Source organism: Pseudomonas sp. 22490, assembly GCF_052044465.1.
Classification (GTDB): domain Bacteria; phylum Pseudomonadota; class Gammaproteobacteria; order Pseudomonadales; family Pseudomonadaceae; genus Pseudomonas; species Pseudomonas aeruginosa.
This window is the reverse complement of record NZ_JBQENS010000008.1, coordinates 96,798-118,258: the sequence shown is the minus strand read 5'-3', so window position 1 is coordinate 118,258 and position 21,461 is coordinate 96,798. Positions and strand designations below refer to the sequence as shown.

The 21,461-nt window shown below is 66.9% G+C and carries 19 protein-coding genes; 12 read left to right on the top strand and 7 right to left on the bottom strand.

Going from position 1 to position 21,461, the window contains the following annotated elements; translation table 11 throughout:
• The first annotated feature begins 82 nt into the window (after positions 1-82).
• The 9 genes from apbC (at position 83) to rarD (ending at position 8,947) form a co-directional block, all read left to right on the top strand.
• On the top strand, positions 83-1,177 hold the full coding sequence (gene apbC, locus ACTJJX_RS11520) for an iron-sulfur cluster carrier protein ApbC (protein ID WP_003092020.1): 1,095 nt from the start codon (positions 83-85) through the stop codon (positions 1,175-1,177).
• Positions 1,178-1,277: 100 nt separating this feature from the next.
• Positions 1,278-1,844, top strand: coding sequence for a dCTP deaminase (gene dcd, locus ACTJJX_RS11515; protein ID WP_003092017.1), 567 nt, complete (start codon positions 1,278-1,280; stop codon positions 1,842-1,844).
• Positions 1,845-2,267: 423 nt separating this feature from the next.
• Positions 2,268-3,155 (top strand): 3-(3-hydroxydecanoyloxy)decanoate synthase, encoded by an 888-nt coding sequence (gene rhlA / locus ACTJJX_RS11510; RefSeq protein ID WP_003092013.1) that lies wholly within the window; start codon positions 2,268-2,270, stop codon positions 3,153-3,155.
• Between the two features lie 65 nt (positions 3,156-3,220).
• On the top strand, positions 3,221-4,501 hold the full coding sequence (locus ACTJJX_RS11505) for a glycosyltransferase (RefSeq protein ID WP_003092007.1): 1,281 nt from the start codon (positions 3,221-3,223) through the stop codon (positions 4,499-4,501).
• Positions 4,502-4,625: 124 nt separating this feature from the next.
• Complete coding sequence (gene rhlR / locus ACTJJX_RS11500) at positions 4,626-5,351, top strand: quorum sensing system transcriptional regulator RhlR (RefSeq protein ID WP_003119559.1); 726 nt, start codon at positions 4,626-4,628, stop codon at positions 5,349-5,351.
• A 179-nt stretch (positions 5,352-5,530) separates the two neighbouring features.
• The gene (rhlI, locus tag ACTJJX_RS11495; protein ID WP_003111059.1) at positions 5,531-6,136 is read left to right on the top strand and encodes an acyl-homoserine-lactone synthase RhlI; all 606 of its coding nucleotides are present in this window, start codon (positions 5,531-5,533) and stop codon (positions 6,134-6,136) included.
• Positions 6,137-6,290: 154 nt separating this feature from the next.
• Positions 6,291-7,097 (top strand): cyclohexadienyl dehydratase, encoded by an 807-nt coding sequence (gene pheC, locus ACTJJX_RS11490; RefSeq protein ID WP_003092003.1) that lies wholly within the window; start codon positions 6,291-6,293, stop codon positions 7,095-7,097.
• A 93-nt stretch (positions 7,098-7,190) separates the two neighbouring features.
• Positions 7,191-8,051, top strand: coding sequence for a carboxylate/amino acid/amine transporter (locus tag ACTJJX_RS11485; protein ID WP_003092000.1), 861 nt, complete (start codon positions 7,191-7,193; stop codon positions 8,049-8,051).
• Positions 8,048-8,947 (top strand): EamA family transporter RarD, encoded by a 900-nt coding sequence (gene rarD / locus ACTJJX_RS11480; RefSeq protein ID WP_003091995.1) that lies wholly within the window; start codon positions 8,048-8,050, stop codon positions 8,945-8,947. The genes ACTJJX_RS11485 and rarD overlap by 4 nt, the downstream gene beginning before the upstream one ends.
• 20 nt (positions 8,948-8,967) lie before the next feature.
• Here the strand turns inward: rarD and ACTJJX_RS11475 are convergent, their stop codons facing one another.
• Positions 8,968-9,564 (bottom strand): C40 family peptidase, encoded by a 597-nt coding sequence (locus tag ACTJJX_RS11475; RefSeq protein ID WP_003103763.1) that lies wholly within the window; start codon positions 9,562-9,564, stop codon positions 8,968-8,970.
• A 456-nt stretch (positions 9,565-10,020) separates the two neighbouring features.
• On the opposite strand from ACTJJX_RS11475, the gene ACTJJX_RS11470 reads away from it, so the two are divergent.
• On the top strand, positions 10,021-11,715 hold the full coding sequence (locus ACTJJX_RS11470; protein WP_003103761.1) for an NAD-dependent malic enzyme: 1,695 nt from the start codon (positions 10,021-10,023) through the stop codon (positions 11,713-11,715).
• Between the two features lie 117 nt (positions 11,716-11,832).
• Here ACTJJX_RS11470 and ACTJJX_RS11465 read toward each other — a convergent pair whose 3' ends face one another.
• The 4 genes from ACTJJX_RS11465 to ACTJJX_RS11450 all read right to left on the bottom strand — a co-directional run bounded on the left by ACTJJX_RS11465 (position 11,833) and on the right by ACTJJX_RS11450 (position 15,713).
• Positions 11,833-12,291 (bottom strand): NUDIX hydrolase, encoded by a 459-nt coding sequence (locus tag ACTJJX_RS11465; protein WP_003113894.1) that lies wholly within the window; start codon positions 12,289-12,291, stop codon positions 11,833-11,835.
• Entirely contained in the window at positions 12,288-12,830 is a 543-nt protein-coding gene (locus tag ACTJJX_RS11460; RefSeq protein WP_003119560.1) for a dihydrofolate reductase family protein, read from the bottom strand. Before ACTJJX_RS11460 ends, ACTJJX_RS11465 begins: the two co-directional genes overlap by 4 nt.
• Positions 12,831-12,849: 19 nt before the next feature.
• Positions 12,850-14,178, bottom strand: coding sequence for a mechanosensitive ion channel family protein (locus ACTJJX_RS11455; protein WP_003103754.1), 1,329 nt, complete (start codon positions 14,176-14,178; stop codon positions 12,850-12,852).
• 167 nt (positions 14,179-14,345) lie between these two features.
• Positions 14,346-15,713 carry an MFS transporter gene (locus ACTJJX_RS11450; RefSeq protein ID WP_016852585.1) on the bottom strand — a complete coding sequence of 456 codons (1,368 nt, stop codon included), beginning with the start codon at positions 15,711-15,713 and terminating at the stop codon, positions 14,346-14,348.
• Positions 15,714-15,898: 185 nt separating this feature from the next.
• Here ACTJJX_RS11450 and ACTJJX_RS11445 point away from each other — a divergent pair, with 185 nt between their 5' ends.
• Complete coding sequence (locus ACTJJX_RS11445) at positions 15,899-17,239, top strand: DEAD/DEAH box helicase (protein WP_016852586.1); 1,341 nt, start codon at positions 15,899-15,901, stop codon at positions 17,237-17,239.
• A 121-nt stretch (positions 17,240-17,360) separates the two neighbouring features.
• Here the strand turns inward: ACTJJX_RS11445 and ACTJJX_RS11440 are convergent, their stop codons facing one another.
• Positions 17,361-19,076 carry an MFS transporter gene (locus ACTJJX_RS11440; RefSeq protein ID WP_003103747.1) on the bottom strand — a complete coding sequence of 572 codons (1,716 nt, stop codon included), beginning with the start codon at positions 19,074-19,076 and terminating at the stop codon, positions 17,361-17,363.
• A 216-nt stretch (positions 19,077-19,292) separates the two neighbouring features.
• Here ACTJJX_RS11440 and ACTJJX_RS11435 point away from each other — a divergent pair, with 216 nt between their 5' ends.
• The gene (locus tag ACTJJX_RS11435; protein WP_003117534.1) at positions 19,293-20,618 is read left to right on the top strand and encodes a phospholipase; all 1,326 of its coding nucleotides are present in this window, start codon (positions 19,293-19,295) and stop codon (positions 20,616-20,618) included.
• Positions 20,619-21,205: 587 nt separating this feature from the next.
• Here ACTJJX_RS11435 and ACTJJX_RS11430 read toward each other — a convergent pair.
• Positions 21,206-21,436 (bottom strand): YheU family protein, encoded by a 231-nt coding sequence (locus ACTJJX_RS11430; protein ID WP_003091959.1) that lies wholly within the window; start codon positions 21,434-21,436, stop codon positions 21,206-21,208.
• Positions 21,437-21,461 lie beyond the last annotated feature (25 nt).

Genomic DNA, 21,461 nt, shown 5'->3' with positions numbered 1-21,461 from the left:
AGCGGCGGTTTTTTTTCATCCGCGCGCCACTCGGGTAGGATGACCGGCATCGATTCCCCGCTTAACCCTCAGGAAATCCCCCATGTCCGCTATCACTCGCCAAACGGTGGAAGCCACCCTCCGCCAGTACCAGGACCCCTATCTGAACCAGGACCCCGTCAGCGCCGGCTGCCTGCGCGAGGTGGAGATCCAGGGCGACCGCGTGCGGGTGCGCCTGGAACTGGGGTACGCCGCCGGGCTGTTCAGAAACGGCCTGGCGCAAACCCTGCAAATGGCCCTGGAGGCGCTCGACGGCGTCGCTCGCGCCGAGGTCCGGGTCGACTGCGTGATCCAGCCGCACAAGGCACAGCCGCAGGTCGAGGTGATGGGCAACGTGAAGAACATCGTCGCGGTGGCTTCCGGCAAGGGCGGCGTCGGCAAGTCCACCACCGCCGCCAACCTGGCCCTGGCCTTGGCCCGCGAGGGTGCGCGGGTGGGCATCCTCGACGCGGACATCTACGGACCCAGCCAGGGCATCATGTTCGGCCTGCCGGAAGGCACCCGGCCGAAGGTCCGTGAGCAGAAGTGGTTCGAGCCCCTGGAGGCGCACGGGGTGCAGGTGATGTCGATGGCCTTCCTCACCGACGACAGCACGCCGGTGGTCTGGCGCGGGCCGATGGTCTCCGGTGCCCTGATCCAACTGATCACCCAGACCGCCTGGGACAACCTCGACTACCTGGTGGTGGACATGCCGCCGGGCACCGGCGACATCCAGCTGACCCTGGCGCAGAAGGTGCCGGTGGCCGGCGCGGTGATCGTCACCACCCCGCAGGACCTGGCGCTGCTCGACGCGAAGAAGGGCGTGGAGATGTTCCGCAAGGTGAACATCCCGGTGCTCGGCGTGGTGGAGAACATGGCGGTGCACATCTGCTCCAACTGCGGCCATGCCGAGCACCTGTTCGGCGAGGGCGGCGGCGAGAAGCTGGCGGCGCAGTTCGGCGTCGAGCTGCTGGCGTCCATGCCGCTGTCGATCGCCATCCGCACCCAGGCCGACAGCGGCCGGCCGACGGTGATCGCCGACCCGGAAAGCCAACTGGCGATGCTCTACCAGGAAATCGCCCGCCATGTCGGCGCGCGCATCGTTCTCAGCGAGCGGGCCAGCGTCGGCCTGCCGAACATCAGCATCAGCGACGACTGAGGCGATCGGGCAGCCGTCGGCGACGGCTGCCTTTGCCCTGGGGCGGCGGCCCCGGTAAGATTCGCGATCATTTTTCGCAGCTTTCGACAGGACACCCTCCATGACCATCAAATCGGACAAGTGGATTCGCCGCATGGCTCAGGAGCACGGCATGATCGAGCCGTTCGTCGAGCGCCAGGTGCGCGGCGCGGACGACAGCCGGGTGATTTCCTACGGGGTGTCCAGCTACGGCTACGACGTGCGCTGCGCCGCCGAATTCAAGGTGTTCACCAACATCCATTCGGCGGTGGTCGATCCGAAGAACTTCGACGAGAAAAGCTTCGTCGACATCAACAGCGACGTCTGCATCATCCCGCCGAACTCCTTCGCCCTGGCGCGCACCGTCGAGTACTTCCGCATCCCGCGCGACGTCCTGACCATCTGCCTGGGCAAGAGCACCTACGCGCGTTGCGGCATCATCGTCAACGTCACCCCGCTGGAGCCGGAGTGGGAAGGCCATGTGACCCTCGAGTTCTCCAATACCACCAACCTGCCGGCGAAGATCTACGCCAATGAAGGCGTGGCGCAGATGCTCTTCCTGCAATCCGACGAGGCCTGCGAAGTGTCCTATAAGGACCGTGGCGGCAAATACCAGGGCCAGCGCGGCGTGACCCTGCCAAAAGCCTGACGCCAGAGCGTTTCGACACCGGAAACCGGGCCTGGCGCCCGGTTTTTTCATGCCTTTTCCGCCAACCCCTCGCTGTTCCCCGCCGGCCGCTCTGGCACGCCTTATCGCGGGCGGGCAGGGGCTTATGCGCAGGCGGCCGCCCGTCCTGTGAAATCTGGCAGTTACCGTTAGCTTTCGAATTGGCTAAAAAGTGTTCATCGGCTACGCGTGAACACGGACGCCAATCGTTTGCGCAGGCCGATCTGCAAGACCCACACAAGCCCCTCGCCTGAAGGGGTACGCATCCGCCGTGGCTGGTCCGCGCGGATGGCCGCTGAGTTACTTGTCTGCCGTTCGAACAATAAGAACGAACTCTACGTAATGCCGGGATACCCGTGGCAGCGATAGCTGTTTGCCTGTTCGAAAATTTTTGGGAGGTGTGAAATGCGGCGCGAAAGTCTGTTGGTATCGGTTTGCAAGGGCCTGCGGGTACATGTCGAGCGCGTTGGGCAGGATCCCGGGCGCAGCACGGTGATGCTGGTCAACGGCGCGATGGCGACCACCGCCTCGTTCGCCCGGACCTGCAAGTGCCTGGCCGAACATTTCAACGTGGTGCTGTTCGACCTGCCCTTCGCCGGGCAGTCGCGTCAGCACAACCCGCAGCGCGGGTTGATCACCAAGGACGACGAGGTGGAAATCCTCCTGGCGCTGATCGAGCGCTTCGAGGTCAATCACCTGGTCTCCGCGTCGTGGGGCGGTATCTCCACGCTGCTGGCGCTGTCGCGCAATCCGCGCGGCATCCGCAGCTCGGTGGTGATGGCATTCGCCCCTGGACTGAACCAGGCGATGCTCGACTACGTCGGGCGGGCGCAGGCGCTGATCGAGCTGGACGACAAGTCGGCGATCGGCCATCTGCTCAACGAGACCGTCGGCAAATACCTGCCGCCGCGCCTGAAAGCCAGCAACCATCAGCACATGGCTTCGCTGGCCACCGGCGAATACGAGCAGGCGCGCTTTCACATCGACCAGGTGCTGGCGCTCAACGATCGGGGCTACCTGGCTTGCCTGGAGCGGATCCAGAGCCACGTGCATTTCATCAACGGCAGCTGGGACGAATACACCACCGCCGAGGACGCCCGCCAGTTCCGCGACTACCTGCCGCACTGCAGTTTCTCGCGGGTGGAGGGCACCGGGCATTTCCTCGACCTGGAGTCCAAGCTGGCCGCGGTACGCGTGCACCGCGCCCTGCTCGAGCACCTGCTGAAGCAACCGGAGCCGCAGCGGGCGGAACGCGCGGCGGGATTCCACGAGATGGCCATCGGCTACGCCTGAACCCTTGACCTGCGAAGACCCGGCCTGGCCGGGCTTTGCGGTTGCATAACGCACGGAGTAGCCCCATGCACGCCATCCTCATCGCCATCGGCTCGGCCGGCGACGTATTTCCCTTCATCGGCTTGGCCCGGACCCTGAAATTGCGCGGGCACCGCGTGAGCCTCTGCACCATCCCGGTGTTTCGCGACGCGGTGGAGCAGCACGGCATCGCGTTCGTCCCGCTGAGCGACGAACTGACCTACCGCCGGACCATGGGCGATCCGCGCCTGTGGGACCCCAAGACGTCCTTCGGCGTGCTCTGGCAAGCCATCGCCGGGATGATCGAGCCGGTCTACGAGTACGTCTCGGCGCAGCGCCATGACGACATCGTGGTGGTCGGCTCGCTCTGGGCGCTGGGCGCACGCATCGCTCACGAGAAGTACGGGATTCCCTACCTGTCCGCGCAGGTCTCGCCATCGACCTTGTTGTCGGCGCACCTGCCGCCGGTACACCCCAAGTTCAACGTGCCCGAGCAGATGCCGCTGGCGATGCGCAAGCTGCTCTGGCGCTGCATCGAGCGCTTCAAGCTGGATCGCACCTGCGCGCCGGAGATCAACGCGGTGCGCCGCAAGGTCGGCCTGGAGACGCCGGTGAAGCGCATCTTCACCCAATGGATGCATTCGCCGCAGGGCGTGGTCTGCCTGTTCCCGGCCTGGTTCGCGCCGCCCCAGCAGGATTGGCCGCAACCCCTGCACATGACCGGCTTCCCGCTGTTCGACGGCAGTATCCCGGGGACCCCGCTCGACGACGAACTGCAACGCTTTCTCGATCAGGGCAGCCGGCCGCTGGTGTTCACCCAGGGCTCGACCGAACACCTGCAGGGCGACTTCTACGCCATGGCCCTGCGCGCGCTGGAACGCCTCGGCGCGCGTGGGATCTTCCTCACCGGCGCCGGCCAGGAACCGCTGCGCGGCTTGCCGAACCACGTGCTGCAGCGCGCCTACGCGCCACTGGGAGCCTTGCTGCCATCGTGCGCCGGGCTGGTCCATCCGGGCGGTATCGGCGCCATGAGCCTGGCCTTGGCGGCGGGGGTGCCGCAGGTGCTGCTGCCCTGCGCCCACGACCAGTTCGACAATGCCGAACGGCTGGTCCGGCTCGGCTGCGGGATGCGCCTGGGCGTGCCGTTGCGCGAGCAGGAGTTGCGCGGGGCGCTGTGGCGCTTGCTCGAGGACCCGGCCATGGCGGCGGCCTGTCGGCGTTTCATGGAATTGTCACAACCGCACAGTATCGCTTGCGGTAAAGCGGCCCAGGTGGTCGAACGTTGTCATAGGGAGGGGGATGCGCGATGGCTGAAGGCTGCGTCCTGAACGGTGCTGGCATAACAGATAGGGTTGCCATGATTTTGCCGTATCGGCAAGGCTGCGCGCTTGACAGCGTCATACCCCGGGCCAATTCTGCTGTGATGCATTTTATCGATCAGGGCTTACTGCAATGAGGAATGACGGAGGCTTTTTGCTGTGGTGGGACGGTTTGCGTAGCGAGATGCAGCCGATCCACGACAGCCAGGGCGTGTTCGCCGTCCTGGAAAAGGAAGTGCGGCGCCTGGGCTTCGATTACTACGCCTATGGCGTGCGCCATACGATTCCCTTCACCCGGCCGAAGACCGAGGTCCATGGCACCTATCCCAAGGCCTGGCTGGAGCGATACCAGATGCAGAACTACGGGGCCGTGGATCCGGCGATCCTCAACGGCCTGCGCTCCTCGGAAATGGTGGTCTGGAGCGACAGCCTGTTCGACCAGAGCCGGATGCTCTGGAACGAGGCTCGCGATTGGGGCCTCTGTGTCGGCGCGACCCTGCCGATCCGCGCGCCGAACAATTTGCTCAGCGTGCTTTCCGTGGCGCGCGACCAGCAGAACATCTCCAGCTTCGAGCGCGAGGAAATACGCCTGCGGCTGCGTTGCATGATCGAGTTGCTGACCCAGAAGCTGACCGACCTGGAGCATCCGATGCTGATGTCCAACCCGGTCTGCCTGAGCCATCGCGAACGCGAGATCCTGCAATGGACCGCCGACGGCAAGAGCTCCGGGGAAATCGCCATCATCCTGAGCATTTCCGAGAGCACGGTGAACTTCCACCACAAGAACATCCAGAAGAAGTTCGACGCGCCGAACAAGACGCTGGCTGCCGCCTACGCCGCGGCGCTGGGCCTCATCTGATGCTTAGGGCGCGCCGGCTGGCGCGCCCTACCAGATCTGGCAGGTTGCCTGCCGTTCATCCTCCTTTAGTCTTCCCCCTCATGTGTGTGCTGGTATGTCCTCCGACTGAGAGGGCCCAGGAGTATCAGGGTAGGGATGCCGCCTTTTTTTCTCGGCCGGCACGACACGGGGACTTGGTCATGATCGAATTGCTCTCTGAATCGCTGGAAGGGCTTTCCGCCGCCATGATCGCCGAGCTGGGACGCTACCGGCATCAGGTCTTCATCGAGAAGCTGGGCTGGGACGTGGTCTCCACCTCCAGGGTCCGCGACCAGGAGTTCGACCAGTTCGACCATCCGCAAACCCGCTACATCGTCGCCATGGGCCGCCAGGGTATCTGCGGTTGTGCCCGCCTGTTGCCGACGACCGACGCCTACCTGCTCAAGGAAGTCTTCGCCTACCTGTGCAGCGAAACCCCGCCCAGCGATCCGTCGGTATGGGAGCTTTCGCGCTACGCCGCCAGCGCGGCGGACGATCCGCAACTGGCGATGAAGATATTCTGGTCCAGCCTGCAATGCGCCTGGTACCTGGGCGCCAGTTCGGTGGTGGCGGTGACCACCACGGCCATGGAGCGCTATTTCGTTCGCAACGGCGTGATCCTCCAGCGCCTCGGCCCGCCGCAGAAGGTCAAGGGCGAGACGCTGGTCGCGATCAGCTTCCCGGCCTACCAGGAGCGCGGCCTGGAGATGCTGCTGCGCTACCACCCGGAATGGCTGCAGGGCGTACCGCTGTCGATGGCGGTGTGAGGTCGTCAGCCATTTCGCGCACTTTTTTCCGCTTCTCCTGCCGCATGCTCGGCCCGCGCCCCGGCGTCATCGGGCGTTCCCCTGCATTCCGGGATTTGGCCGCGGCTGCCGACTTGCGTAGTCTCTCTGCGGTCCGCCATCCCGAGGAGTCGCCATGCCGAAGTCATTCCGCCATCTCGTCCAGGCCCTGGCCTGCCTTGCGCTGCTGGCCAGCGCCAGCCTCCAGGCGCAGGAGAGCCGCCTCGACCGCATCCTCGAAAGCGGCGTGCTGCGCGTCGCCACCACTGGCGACTACAAGCCCTTCAGCTACCGCACGGAAGAGGGCGGTTACGCCGGTTTCGACGTGGACATGGCGCAGCGCCTGGCCGAGAGCCTGGGGGCCAAGCTGGTAGTGGTGCCGACCAGTTGGCCGAACCTGATGCGCGATTTCGCCGACGACCGCTTCGACATCGCCATGAGCGGCATCTCGATCAACCTGGAGCGCCAGCGCCAGGCGTATTTCTCGATTCCCTACCTGCGCGACGGCAAGACGCCGATCACCCTCTGTAGCGAAGAAGCGCGTTTCCAGACCCTGGAGCAGATCGACCAGCCGGGCGTGACGGCCATCGTCAACCCCGGCGGCACCAACGAGAAGTTCGCCCGGGCGAACCTGAAGAAGGCCCGGATCCTGGTGCATCCGGACAACGTGACGATCTTCCAGCAGATCGTCGACGGCAAGGCCGACCTGATGATGACCGACGCCATCGAGGCCCGCCTGCAGTCGCGTCTGCACCCGGAACTCTGCGCCGTGCATCCGCAGCAACCCTTCGACTTCGCCGAGAAGGCCTACCTGCTGCCGCGCGACGAGGCCTTCAAGCGCTACGTCGACCAGTGGCTGCACATCGCCGAGCAGAGCGGCTTGTTGCGCCAGCGCATGGAGCACTGGCTCGAATACCGCTGGCCCACCGCGCACGGCAAGTAATACAGGGCCGGCGAGGGTGGCCGCGGGCCCGCGCGGCCTTCCTTGGCGGCGGCAAAAACGTTATGGTCGGCGCCCCATCCTGGTGCCTGGTCCATGCGTTATCTACTGTTCGTCACCGTCCTCTGGGCGTTCTCCTTCAACCTGATCGGCGAGTACCTCGCCGGCCAGGTCGACAGCTACTTCGCCGTGCTTACCCGGGTCCTTCTCGCTGGCCTGGTGTTTCTCCCGCTGACCCGCTGGCGCGGCGTCGAACCGCGTTTCGTCGGCGGGGTGATGCTGGTCGGCGCGCTGCAGTTCGGCATCACCTACGTCTGCCTGTACCTGAGCTTCAACGTGCTGACGGTGCCCGAGGTGCTGCTGTTCACCGTGCTGACGCCGGTCCACGTGGCCCTGTTCGACGACCTGCTCAACCGCCGCTTCAACTTCTGGGCCCTGGCCGCCGCGCTGGTGGCGGTGCTGGGCGCGGCGATCATCCGCTACGACGGGATCACCGGCGAGTTCCTCCAGGGCTTCCTGCTGCTGCAACTGGCCAACGCCACCTTCGCCGCCGGCCAGGTGCTGTACAAGCGCCTGGTGCGCAAGTACCCGTCCGAGCTGCCGCAGCGCCAGCGCTTCGGTTATTTCTTCGTTGGCGCGCTGCTGGTGGCGTTGCCTGCCTGGCTGCTGTTCGGCGATCCGCAGCGCCTGCCGGCCGGCGAGCTGCAATGGGGCGTACTGGTATGGATGGGGCTGCTGGCCACCGCCCTCGGCCAGTTCTGGTGGAACAAGGGCGCCACCGAGGTGGACGCCGGTACCCTGGCGGTGATGAACAACCTGCACGTGCCGGTCGGGTTGCTGCTCAACCTGCTGATCTGGAACCAGCACGCCGACCTGCCGCGCCTGGCCCTGGGCGGCGCGGTGATCGTCGCTTCGCTGTGGGTCAACCGGCTCGGCCGGCGCGAGGTGCGTGCATGAGGATTTCCGGACAGGGCGTGCTGCTGTCGCTGGCCGCCTCGGTGCTGTTCGTTACCCTGCCGGGCTACGTCCACCTGCTGGAGCCGCTGGACAGCCTGCAGGTGGTGGCGCATCGGGTGGTCTGGTCGATCCCGATGGTATTCCTGCTGGTCGTCGCCACCCGCCAGTGGCCGACCCTGCGCGCTGCCTGGCGCCGGCTGTTCGCCGAGCCCTGGCTGCTGGCCTGCTTCCCGCTGACCGCGGCGATGATGCTGCTGCAATGGGGCATCTTCATCTGGGCGCCGTTGGCCGGGAAAACCCTTGAACTGTCGCTGGGCTACTTCCTCCTGCCGCTGGCGATGGTGCTGGTGGGGCGGGTGTTCTACGGCGAGCGCCTGACGCCGCTGCAGGCTATCGCCGTGGCCTGCGCGCTGGCCGGGGTGCTCCACGAGTTCTGGCTGACCCGCGCGTTCTCCTGGGTCTCCCTGGTCACCGCGCTGGGCTATCCCCCGTACTTCATGCTGCGGCGCAGGATGGGCGTGGACGCGCTGTCCGGGTTCGTCTTCGAGATGCTCTTCCTGCTGCCGCTGGCGTTGGCCGCGCTGTACTGGCTGGGCGACGAGAGCCAGGCCTTCCGCGAGGCGCCGCGCCTGTGGCTGCTGCTGCCGATGCTGGGGCTGATCAGCGCGCTGGCCTTCGGCGCGATGATGGCTTCCAGCCGGCTGCTGCCGATGGGGCTGTTCGGGATTCTCAGCTACGTCGAACCGGTGCTGCTGTTCCTGGTGGCGGTACTGTTCCTCGGCGAGGCGTTCCGTCCCGAGCAGCTATGGACCTACGCGCCGATCTGGCTGGCGGTGCTGTTGACCGGCTGGGACAGCGCGCGCCTGCTGAGGAAACAGGCGCGGCGGGGCATCTGAGCGAGCCGCAGGCGCCGGAATCAGCGCTTGCGGGTGCTTTCGACCTGGGCGAGGGTGGTCGGCAGGATGCGCTTGCCGGCCAGGTAGTGGCGTTTCCAGTAGCTGCTGTTGAGGTCGGAGACGCGGACCTTCTTGCCGCGCCGCGGCGCGTGCACGAAGCGGTCGTTGCCGACGTAGATGCCGACGTGGTCGACGCTGCGGCTGCGGATCCGGAAGAACACCAGGTCGCCCGGTTGCAGCTTGCCGCGGGAGACCTTGTTGTTGTCCATGTTGTAGATGGCGCGGGCGGTCCGCGGCAGGTCGACGTCATCGACGTCCTGGAACACATAGTTGACCAGGCCGCTGCAATCGAAGCCTTTCTTCGGCGTGGTGCCGCCCCAGCGGTAGGGGGTGCCGATCATGCTGAAGGCGCGGTCGGTGACTTCGGAAGCGGCGGCCGCGACCACCGAGCGGTTGGCGGACTGGCGGGTGCTGACGACCCGGCTGGGCGACAGGGTGGAATTCTTCGACGGCTTGAAGGTGTGGGTGACCTGGTTGGAAGCCAGGCTGGGCGTCGAGAGGGCGGCCAGAAGGGCCGCGAAGCCTACAGACAGGCATGTCAAAAAGGGTGAACGCATTTCGGCATGTCTTCGCGTGCGTGAATAACGGTCCAGGCTTCCGCTGGTTCGTGGTTACTCTCTGTTCATCGGAGTGTCTTCTGGGTGACCGGAACGAGCCCTCCTGACTCTTCCGACCAGGCCGTCAAACGAAACGGCCAACTGCTTCCGGGCCTGGATGCATTCAGGTTGTCCCGGCGATAACGGGCTTCACGAAGGAAAATCGGGGACTCATCGGCGTTCCCAGCGTATTCCCCTACGAAAGCGGCGGCTATTGTGACCTATTTTGACGCCGGCCTTCTGACCATTCGTCGAATGATCGGTTCCGGATGTGACGCGCCGGTTTCGCCGTGCAAGTGGCGATACTTGCGGGTCCGGCAATGACCTGTTGTTCGCCGTGGCCTTGGAAAGCCTCTGCGCCGGGGGTATGTTCGTGTTCCCCGTACCCGAGTGAAGCCCGTAGAAGCGAGTCCAGATATGACCGAAACAGCCAAGCGTCCCTTGTACGTTCCCCATGCCGGCCCATCGCTGCTGGAGATGCCGCTGCTGAACAAAGGCAGCGCGTTCAGTACCCAGGAACGCATCGATTTCAACCTGCAGGGCCTGCTGCCGCACAACATCGAGACCATCGAGGAGCAGACCGAGCGCGCCTACAGCCAGTACAACCTGTGCAACACCGATCTGGACCGCCACATCTTCCTGCGCTCGATCCAGGACAACAACGAGACCCTGTTCTTCCGCCTGCTCGAGGAGCACCTGGAAGAAATGATGCCGATCATCTACACCCCCACGGTCGGCCAGGCCTGCCAGGAGTTCTCGAAGATCTACCGGACCCACCGCGGCCTGTTCATCTCCTACCCGGACCGCGAGCGGATCGACGACATCCTGCGCAGCGCCACCAAGAACAACGTGAAGATCGTGGTGGTCACCGACAGCGAGCGGATCCTCGGCCTGGGCGACCAGGGCATCGGCGGGATGGGCATCCCGATCGGCAAGCTGTCCCTGTACACCGCCTGCGGCGGTATCAGCCCGGCCTACACCCTGCCGGTGGTGCTGGACGTAGGCACCAACAACCCGGACCTGCTCAACGACCCGATGTACATGGGCTGGCGCCACGAGCGGGTGAGCGGGGCGCAGTACGAGGAGTTCGTCGACCTGTTCATCCAGGCGATCAAGCGCCGCTGGCCCAACGTCCTGCTGCAATTCGAGGACTTCGCCCAGACCAATGCCATGCCGTTGCTGGAGCGCTACAAGGACGAGCTGTGCTGCTTCAACGACGACATCCAGGGCACCGCCGCGGTGGCCGTGGGCACCCTGCTGGCGGCTTGCAAGGCCAAGGGCGAGAAGCTCAGCGAGCAGACCGTGACCTTCGTCGGCGCCGGCTCCGCCGGTTGCGGCATCGCCGAACAGATCATCGCCGCCATGCAACTGGAGGGCCTGGACGAGGCCCAGGCGCGTCGGCGCATCTTCATGGTCGACCGCTGGGGCCTGCTCACCGACGACATGAGCAACCTGCTCGACTTCCAGCACCGCCTGGCGCAGAAACGCGCCGATCTCGGTGCCTGGGGCGGCCAGCAGGGCGACGACCTGGCGTTGCTGGAAGTGATCCGCAATGCCCGGCCGACGGTGCTGATCGGCGTCTCCGGGCAGCGCGGGCTGTTTTCCGAAGAGGTCATCCGTGAGCTGCACAGCCATTGCAAGCAGCCGCTGGTGATGCCGCTGTCCAACCCGACCTCGCGGGTCGAGGCGACTCCGCAGGAAATCCTCAACTGGACCGACGGCCAGGCGCTGGTCGCCACCGGTAGCCCGTTCCAACCGGTGCAGGTGGGCGACAAGCGGATTCCCATCGCCCAGTGCAACAACGCCTATATCTTCCCCGGCATCGGCCTGGGGGTGATCGCCGCGCGGGCCAACCGGGTCACCGAAGGCATGCTGATGGCCGCGGCCAACGCCCTGGCCAACTGCTCGCCGATCGTTACCCAGGGCGAGGGCGCCGTGTTGCCGGCGCTGGGCGACATCCGCGAGGTCAGCAAGCGCATCGCCGTCGCCGTGGCCAAGCAGGCCCAGGCCGAGGGCAAGGCCCTGCATACCAGCGACGAGGTACTGAACGACGCCATCGAGGCGAACTTCTGGTTCCCGCGCTACCGTGCCTACCGCCGGACTTCGTTCTGAGGCTCAGCCGCAGGCTGCGCACGGGGGAGAGGCGTTAACCGCCGATATTCCGCGCGATCGGTGCGAGAACGCGAAAAGGCCACGAGGTGGCCTTTTTCGTTGACGGTAGCGCTAGCGCTAGCGCACATGATCGGGGCGCGTCCGGTGTTCGGCCTGGGTTTCCGGGTTTTCCGCCGCGCGCCGCGCCAGGGCCGGCAGGACATGATCGCGCAGCAGCGGCGCGAGATTGTCCGGCTGCGCTTGGCCGGGGACCAGCCAGGCCAGTTCCTCCAGCTCCGCCTGCGCACAGACGGCGTGGGGCAAGCGGGCGACGTAGATATCGGCATCGACGCGGGTGTTCGCCTCGTTGGCCGCCGGGGCCTGGAAGCTGCCGAGGTGCTCGAAGGTCGAGGCGCCCATCGGCAGGCGCAGTTCCTCCAGCAGTTCGCGCTGTAGCGCGGCGAGGGGCGTTTCGCCCGGCTCGCGCTTGCCGCCCGGGAGCATGAAGGCCTGGGTGCCGCGCTTGCGCACCAGCAACAGGTTGCCCTGGTCGTCGAACAGGCAGGCGGCGGAAATGCTCAGCAGGTTGTCGGTCATTGCGGGTCGTCCTCGGCGATCACCTGGTAGCGCATCTGTACGATGCCGCTGTTGTAGCCATGTTGTTCCAGCAGTTGCAGGCGCCGCTCGCGGCCGCCGGCGAACAGCGGGATGCCGGCGCCGAGCAGCTGCGGAATGACGCTGACGATCACCTCGTCGAGCAGCCCGGCCGCCAGGCAACTACCGGCGAGGCTGCCGCCGCCGGCCAGCCAGACCCGCCGGCAGCCCTGTTCGCCGAGGCGTGCGAGGCCTTCCTGGGGCGTGCCATGGCGCAACTCGACGCCTTCCACCGCGCTCTCCCGGGGATTGCGGGTGAGCACCTGGCAGGGCTTGCCCGGATACGGCCAGTCGCCGAAGCCGCGCACGATATCGTAGGTGCCGCGGCCCATCAGCAGCCCGTCGATGCCCTGGTAGAAGCCGTTGTAGCCATGGTCGTTGCCGCCCTCGGCGAAACGGTCGAGCCAGTCGACGCTACCGTCGGGACGGGCGATGAAGCCGTCCAGGCTGGTGGCGACGTAGTAGATCAGGTGCGGTTTCATGGACGGCGCTCCCCTCGCTTCAGACAGTGGCTTCGTCGCTGCGGCTCGGTGCGGCCAACGCCTCGAACGAACGGGCCTCGGCGTCACGCCCTTCGAGCATGCCCTGCAGTCCCTGGCGCAGGTCCTGGCCGCTGGGTTGCTGGTAGGCGCCGAGGCCGAACTCCGGCATCACCGCCAGCAGGTAGTCGAACACGTCGCCCTGGATGCGCTCGTAGTCGACCCAGGCGGTGGTGCGGGTGAAGCAGTATATCTCCAGCGGGATGCCCTGGGCGGTCGGCTGCAACTGGCGGACCATGCAGGTCATGTGCGGATGGATGTCCGGATGGTTCTGCAGGTAGGCGAGGGCGTAGGCGCGGAACGTACCGATGTTGGTCAGCCGGCGGCGGTTGGCGGCCAGCGGGGCGACCCCGCCGTTGGCGGCATTCCACTCCTGCAACTCGGTCTGCTTGCGGGCCATGTATTCGGTGAGCAGGCGCACCTGGCTCAGGCGCCGCTCTTCCTTCTCGTCGAGGAAACGCACCTGGCTGGAGTCGACGTAGATCGCCCGCTTGATCCGCCGTCCGCCGGACTGCTGCATGCCGCGCCAGTTCTTGAACGACTCCGACATCAGGCGCCAGGTCGGCACCGAGACGATGGTCTTGTCGAAGTTCTGCACCTTCACGGTGTACAGGGTGATGTCCACCACGTCGCCGTCGGCGCCGACCTGCGGCATCTCGATCCAGTCGCCGACTCGCAGCATGTCGTTGCTGGTGAGCTGCACGCTGGCGACGAAGGACATCAGGGTGTCCTTGTAGACCAGCAGGAGGACCGCCGACATCGCGCCGAGGCCGGACAGCAGCAGGAGCGGCGAGCGGTCGATGATGATCGAGACGATGATGATCGCGCCGAACACGAACACGGCGATCTTCGCCAGTTGCACGTAGCCCTTGATCGAGCGGGTGCGGGCGTGCTCGGTACGCGCGTAGATGTCCAGCAGGGCATTCAGCAGCGCGGTGAGGGCGAGGATCAGGAACAGCACGGTGAAGGCCAGTGCCAGGTTGCCGAGGAAGTGCGCGGCCTTGTCCGGCATCTCCGGGATCCATGGCAGGCCGAATTGCACCAGCAGCGAGGGCGTGGTCTGCGCCAGGCGCTGGAACACCTTGTTGCGGATCAGGTCGCCGAGCCAGTGCAGCGCGGGCTGGCGGGCGAGCAGGTTGGCGGCGTAGAGGACGATGTAGCGGGCCACCCGGCCGAGGATCAGGGCGCCCACCAGCAGCAGGCCGAAGGCCAGGCCGGCGTGCAGGATAGGGTGTTGGTCGAGCGCCGACCAGTACCCGGAGAGCTGGTCGAGAAGGGATGTGGAGTCCATGGACAGGCGACTTCCTTTGTTGCGGGCGGGGGGGACGGGCCGGCCCCGCGGTTGAACGGACATCCCGACGCGGGGGCCGGGAACGCACAAAGGAACCAAGAGTGCCCCATCGGGCGCCGGATCGCATCCCCGACGTGTCTACAAAGGTTTTCCGCCGACGCGCGGGCTCAGCCGGCAAGCTCCTCCAGGGTGCGCCCGCGGGTCTCGATGCCGAAGGCCCAGACCACCAGGGCGGCGACGCCGAAACAGAGGGCGCCGAGGGTGAACACCCCGCCCTGGCCGGTGAGCGGCAGGACCAGCCCGGTGACCAGCGGGCCGAGCAGCGAGCCGATCCGCCCGACCGCCGAGGCGAAGCCCGAGCCGGTGGCGCGCGCGGAGGTCGGATAGAGTTCCGGGGTATAGGTGTAGAGCACCGCCCACATGCCGAACAGGAAGAACTGCATGGCCAGGCCGAAGCCGATCAGCAGTGCCAGGCTGCCGCCGAACACCGCGGTCTGGCCGTAGGCGTAGGCCATCGCGCCGCCGCCGAGGAGCATCAGCACGCAGCTCGGCTTGCGGCCCCAGCTTTCCACCAGCCAGGCCGCGCAGAGGAAGCCGGGTATCCCGGCCAGCGAAATCAGCACCGTGTAGTACACCGACTGGGTGACGGCGAAGCCGGATTGCTGGAGCAGCGTGCTGAGCCAGGAGGTCAGGCCGTAGAAACCGAGCAGGGCGAAGAACCACAGGCCCCAGACGGTCAGGGTGCGGCGCCGGTAGGCTGGCGACCAGAGTTCGGCGAAGGCGCTGAAGAAGCCCGGACGGCTGCGTTCCCGCTGCGGCTGGCGCAGCGGCGGCGGCAGTTCGGACAGGCCCAGCGAACGCATCACCCGTGTTTCTATGTCGCGCAATACCCGGTCCGCCTGTTCGCGCCGGCCGGCCTGCTCCAGCCAGCGCGGCGACTCGGGAATCAGGAAGCGGATGGCGAGGACGAACACCGCCGGCAGCGCCAGCACCAGGAAAATGCTGCGCCAGCCGGTCAGCGGCAGCAGGAAGTAGGACAGGCAGCCGGCAGCGACGAAGCCCAGCGGCCAGAAGCCGTCCATCAGCGCAATGTACTTGCCGCGGCGGCTGGCCGGGATCATCTCCGACAGCAGCGACTGGGCGATGGGAAACTCCATCCCCATGCCGATCCCCAGCAATACCCGGTAGAAGGTCAGGCTGTCGAGGTCGCCGGCGGTGGAGCACAGGTAGCTGGCCAGGCCCCAGAGCACGATGCTGGCCTGGAATACCGGCTTGCGCCCGAAGCGGTCGGCGAGCATGCCCGACAGGGCCGCGCCGATCACCATGCCGAAGAAGCTCGAGCTGGCCAGCAGCCCGGCCTGCGCCGAGTCGAGCCCGAACTCGGCTTTGATCGAGCCGAGCAGGAAGGTCATCATCGCCAGGTCCATCGAGTCGAAGAAGAACGCCAGCGCGATGATCACGAAGACCAGTCGGTGATACGGACTCAGCGGCAGCCGTTCGAGGCGTTCGGCGGCGGATGCGGGCGCGTCGGGCATGACCTGGTTCCTCTGGGCGGCGGGCGTCGAACGAGTCTGCGATCGCCGCCCGCGCCGTGCTTGCCTGGCGGCGACCCGGCGTCGAGCCGATTGCGACGCCGGCGCTGGCCGTCGCGCCGCGCGAATAAAGCCTGCGCGCCGGCGCGGCAACCGTTAGGCTATGCACCTGTCCATTTTCACGTGCAATGCCGAGGTTTCCCTTGTTCAGCCAATTTCCCCTCCACGAACGCCTGCTGAAGGCACTGGAAAGCCTGTCCTTCAGCGAGCCGACGCCGGTCCAGGCCGCGGCCATTCCCAAGGCGCTGGAGGGGCACGACCTGCGGGTCACGGCGCAGACCGGCAGCGGCAAGACCGCGGCCTTCCTGCTGCCGCTGCTGCACCGCCTGCTGGCCGAGGACAAGCCGCGCTCCCTGGCGCGCGCGCTGATCCTCCTGCCGACCCGCGAGCTGGCCCAGCAGACCCTCAAGGAAGTCGAGCGCTTCGCCCAGTTCACCTTCATCAAGGCCTGCCTGATCACTGGCGGCGAGGACTTCAAGGTGCAGGGCGCGCGCCTGCGCAAGAACCCGGAGATCATCATCGGCACCCCCGGCCGCCTGCTCGAGCAGCGCAACGCCGGCAACCTGCCGTTGCAGGACATCGAGGTGCTGGTGCTGGACGAGGCCGACCGCATGCTCGACATGGGCTTCGCCGACGACGTGCTGGCCCTGGCCAATGCCTGCCCGGCCGAGCGCCAGACCCTGCTGTTCTCCGCCACCCACAGCGGCGCCGGGTTGAACAAGGTGATCGCCGAGGTGCTGCGCGAGCCGCAAGTGCTGCGCCTGAACCAGGTCGGCGAGCTGAACGAGAATGTCCGCCAGCAGGTCATCACCGCCGACGACGTGGCGCACAAGGAACAGTTGCTGCAATGGCTGCTGAGCAACGAGACCTACACCAAGGCCATCGTCTTCACCAATACCCGGGTCTCCGCCGATCGCCTGACCGGGCGGCTGATCGCCAACCAGCACAAGGTCTTCGTCCTGCATGGCGAGAAGGACCAGAAGGACCGCAAGCTGGCCATCGAGCGCCTGAAGCAGGGCGCGGTGAAGATCCTCGTCGCCACCGACGTCGCCGCACGCGGCCTGGACGTCGAAGGCCTGGACCTGGTGATCAACTTCGACATGCCGCGCAGCGGCGACGAGTACGTGCACCGCATCGGCCGGACCGGTCGCGCCGGCGCCGAGGGCCTGGCGATCTCGCTGATCTGCCATGGCGACTGGAACCTGATGTCGAGCGTCGAACGCTACCTCAAGCAGAACTTCGAACGACGCAACATCAAGGAACTGAAGGCCGCCTACCAGGGGCCGAAGAAACTCAAGGCGTCGGGCAAGGCCGCCGGCAGCAAGAAGAAAAAGCAGGACAGGAAGGGCGCCGCCGCCAAGCCCGCGGCCAAGCGCAAGCCCGCCGCGCGGCCGAAGGCCGGGCCGTCGGCGGTGGTCAGCGCCGACGGCATGGCGCCGCTCAAGCGCAAGAAGCCGACGGCGGAGTGATCGCGCGCCGCCGACCGCTTCGGAGGGCGGATAACCGTTTGCGGTTATCCGCCGCGCCGGCGTTGGATGGCGGATAACGCCGCTGGCGCTGTCCGCCCCGGGGGACTGCCTGGCCCCGTTCTCAGCTCCCCGCCGTCGCGCCCGCCTCGTCGTTGGCCGGCGGCGTGGCACTCTTCACCAGCGGCGTATCGTAGCTGCTCGCCTCGTAGCTCACGCAATGGCGGATCTGCGGCGGACCGTCGCCGGCATGCAGGGCGGTGACGTTGTCGATGACGATCTTGTCGGCCAGGGTCATGCGGTCGAGCATGCGCAGGTGCTGGATCCAGTTGTCCACCAGGAACAGTTCCTGCCAGACCTCCGGGTTGCTCACGTCGCGGAACAGCGACCAGCGCTCCGCGCCGTTGCGCAGGCGCAGGCGGCGCAGCGGCTGGGCGGCGCGAACGAAGTCGCGGGTGCGCTCGGCGGGAATCCGGTATTCGATGGAGACCAGCACCATGCCCCGCCGCGTGTTGAAGACGAAGCTCGGCTGCCCGGGCATGCTCGCCGGCGCGCGGGAAATACTGGCGGCGTCCATTTCCGGCAGGCGCGAGTTGTACAGGAGGATCACCGAGGCCAGCAGCAGGCAGCCGGCGGCCAGCAGCGCGCCGTGCACGGTCATGGTCTCGGCGAGATGGCCCCAGAGGAACGAACCCAGCGCCAGGCCACCGTACAGCGCGGTCTGGTACAGCGCCAGGGCGCGCGCCTTGATCCAGTCGGGGACGAGGATCTGCACCGCCGAGTTGTAGGTGGCGAGGGCGCCGATCCAGCAGCCGCCACCGAGGATCAGCACCGGGAACAGGACCCAGAGGTTGTCCACCAGGCCGAGGGTCAGCAGGATCAGCGCCAGGGTGAAGCCGGCCAGGCTGATCAGCCGGCTGCTGCCGATCCGCTGGCGCAGACGCGAGACCTGGGTGCTGCCGAGGATCGCGCCGAGGCCGAGGGCGCCGAGCATGTAGCCGTAGATCGCCGCGTCGCCGTCCGGGTTGCGGTGCGCCAGCAGCGGCAGCAGGGCCCAGACCGCGCTGGCGGAGAGGCCGAAGGCGAAGGAGCGCATCATCACCAGGCGGGTGACGGTTGAGTACTGGGTGAAGCGCAGCGCCGCGGTGACGCCTTCGAGGATGCCTTCCGGCGGCAGGCTGCGCTTGGGCACGTCGCGCCGCCACTGCCAGATCGCCCAGATCAGGGCCATGTAGCAGAAGCTGTTGAACAGGAACACCCAGGCCGGTCCCACCGCGCTCAGCAGCAGGCCGCCGAGGGCCGGGCCGGCGGCGCGGGCGACGTTGTAGTTGACGCTGTTGAGCAGCACCGCGTCGCTGACCATGCGCGCCGGCACCTGCTCGTTGACCGCCGCCTGCCAGGCCGGGATGGTCACCGAGCCGCCGAGGGAGATCCAGAGGATGGAGATGATCAGCAGCACCGGGTCGAGGTAGCCGAGGAAGGCCAGCAGGGTGGCGAACATCGCTCCGGTCATCTCGAAGCTGAGCCCCCAGAGCATGATCTTGCGCCGGTCGTGGTTGTCGGCGATGACCCCGGAGAGGATCGACAGCAGCACCAGCGGCAGTGCCGCGGCGACCTGGATCATCGCCACCATCAGCGGGCTGGCGTGGGCGTCGGTGACCACCCAGGCGGCGGCCACCGACTGGGCCCAGGTGCCGAGGTTGGCGAACAGGTTGCAGATCCAGATGATGCGGAAGGCCTGGATCGAGAACGGCGCCCAGGTGCCGGTGCGTTCTGGCTTGGCCGCTTGGCCTTCGGGTTTGAGGGGCAGGTCGTGCTTGGGCGAAACGGACTGGAGCATCAGATGGGTGCCTTGTATCAGCGTGCCTGATGTCGGGAAAGTCTAGCCGCCTGGCGCCTGGGCGCCATTGATGGCGGTCATGGGGCCGGCCCGGCGTGGATAGACATTGGTCCGATGGCGCTATCGGAGAGTTCCGATGTCCAGGCAGGACAGTGCCCTGGGTGTCCCGCATTGGTAGGCTTGCCGGCACCGAGTCGAGACAAGAGCGAAAAGCCGATGAAGTTGCTGTTGCGTTGCCTGCTGCTGGGGGCGTGGGTCGTCTCGCCGAGCCTGTGGGCCTGGTCCAACCATACGGTGGGCAGCTACCTGGCATTGCGCGAGCTGGCGGCCATCCGCGAGGCGCCGGAAGTCGAGGTGGAGCCGCTGGAGGCGTTCCTCGCCGCCGAGCGCGGCGGACTGGCCGCCCTGCTGGACGAGCAGGAAGCCTACGCCCGAGCGCATATCGGCAACTACCCGGCGCGTCCGGACGCCCTGCGCTTCGCTGCCGAGGGCGAGGCCGGCGACTTGCGTCAGGCGTTCCTCGCGGCGCTGCGGGTCAACCCGGAGATCCGCCTGGCGCTGGCGCTCCAGCCGCTTCCCGGGCAGGACCAGCCGCAGCGCCCGCACCTCAAGCCACAGGAGGTGCTGGTGTTCCAGAACCTCTCGCCGTGGACCGCCTGGCGTTTCATCCGCCTGGAGCCCGGCGAGCGAGTCGCGCCCCTGGCAGTGCTGGCCACCGCCGCCGACGAACCGGACTACGGCCACGACATCAACCTGTTCAGCGACAACCCCGGCGAAGCCGGCCAGCGCTACGGCTTCGGCACCCAGCCATTCGGCGACCCGCGCTTCGAGTTCAGCTCCCAGGCGCCGTTCCACATGGGCTTCTATCACGAGGCGGCGGTGATCTACAGCGGCGCGCCGTTCCTCGCCCGGGCCTGGCCGGAATGGCGTGCCTACCAGTACTTCGGCCTGTCCCGCTTCGCCTTCGCCAACGGTCATCCCTACTGGGGCTACCGGTTCCTTGGCTGGGGCATGCACTACATCCAGGACATCACCCAGCCCTACCACTCCACGCCGCTGCCCGGTGCCAGCCTGGCGGCGATGCTACAGATGGAGGGCAAGGCATTGCTCGGCTACCCGGAGGAAAAGCAGGCGGCCATCGAGCGTGTCGCGAACCGCCATACCGCGGTGGAGAAATACCAGTTCGACTGGCTGCGCCAACTGCTCCGCGACGGCCGCCCGCAGCCGATGCTCGACGCCTACGCCGACACCCGCCGCGACGGTGCCTATCCGGCCTATTCGCCGACCTACTTGCGCGAGGTGGTGGCCGCCGAGTCGAACGCCCACGCCGCGGCCTTCGACGCCGCCATCGGCGAATGGCTGGCCGCCCGCCCGGCCTCCGCCGCGCAGGACTTCAGCGAGAGCAACCAGCCACGCCCCGAGGCCCACGACAATGCGGGGCTGAACGCGCAACTGATCGAGCTGATCGGGCATTTCGGCGCGCATAGCCGGAACATCGTCAGGGCGGCGTTGGAGACGGAGGAGGGTGGGGCGAAGGAGTGAGGGGGCGGCGGATAAGCGGCGGATAACCGCGAGCGGTTATTCGCCCTACGGAGCGGGGGCACTGTCCGGCGTTTCCGGGGCGTGTAGGGCGAATAACGCCATGGGCGTTATCCGCCGATGTCGCGGATAAGCGGCGGATAACCGCGAGCGGTTATTCGCCCTACGGAGCGGGGACGCTGTCCGGCGTTTCCGGGGTGTGCAGGGCGAATAACGCCATGGGCGATATCCGCCGATGTCGCGGATGAGCGGCGGATGACCGCGAGCGGTTATTCGCCCTACGGAGCTGGGGCGCAGTCCGGCTTTTTCGGGGTGTGTAGGGCGAATAACGCCATGGGCGTTATCCGCCGATGTCGCGGATGAGCGGCGGATGACCGCGAGCGGTTATTCGCCCTACGGAGCGGGGACGCTGTCCGGCGTTTCCGGGGTGTGTAGGGCGAATAACGCCATGGGCGTTATCCGCCGATGTCGCGGATGAGCGGCGGATGACCGCGAGCGGCTATTCGCCCTGCGGAGCAGGGGCGCTGTCCGGCGTTTCCGGGGTGTGCAGGGCGGCGAACCCGCCCCGCCAGGCGGGTCGATGCCGCGACTCAGTCGCGCAACAGCTCCGCAGGCACCTCGCTGCGCAACATCAACTGGCACTGCTGGCTCTCCGGGTCGAACAGGATCACCGCCTCGCCCCGCCGCAAGGCATGCCGGGCGCGTTCTACACGCACGTCCAGCGGGGTCTCGTCGCCATTGTCGGTGCCTTCGCGGGTGACGAAGTCTTCCAGCAGGTTGTTCAGGGTGTCGGCTTCGAGCAGGTCGTGGGGGATCAGCATTGGCGGTACTCCGGGATGGCGGCGA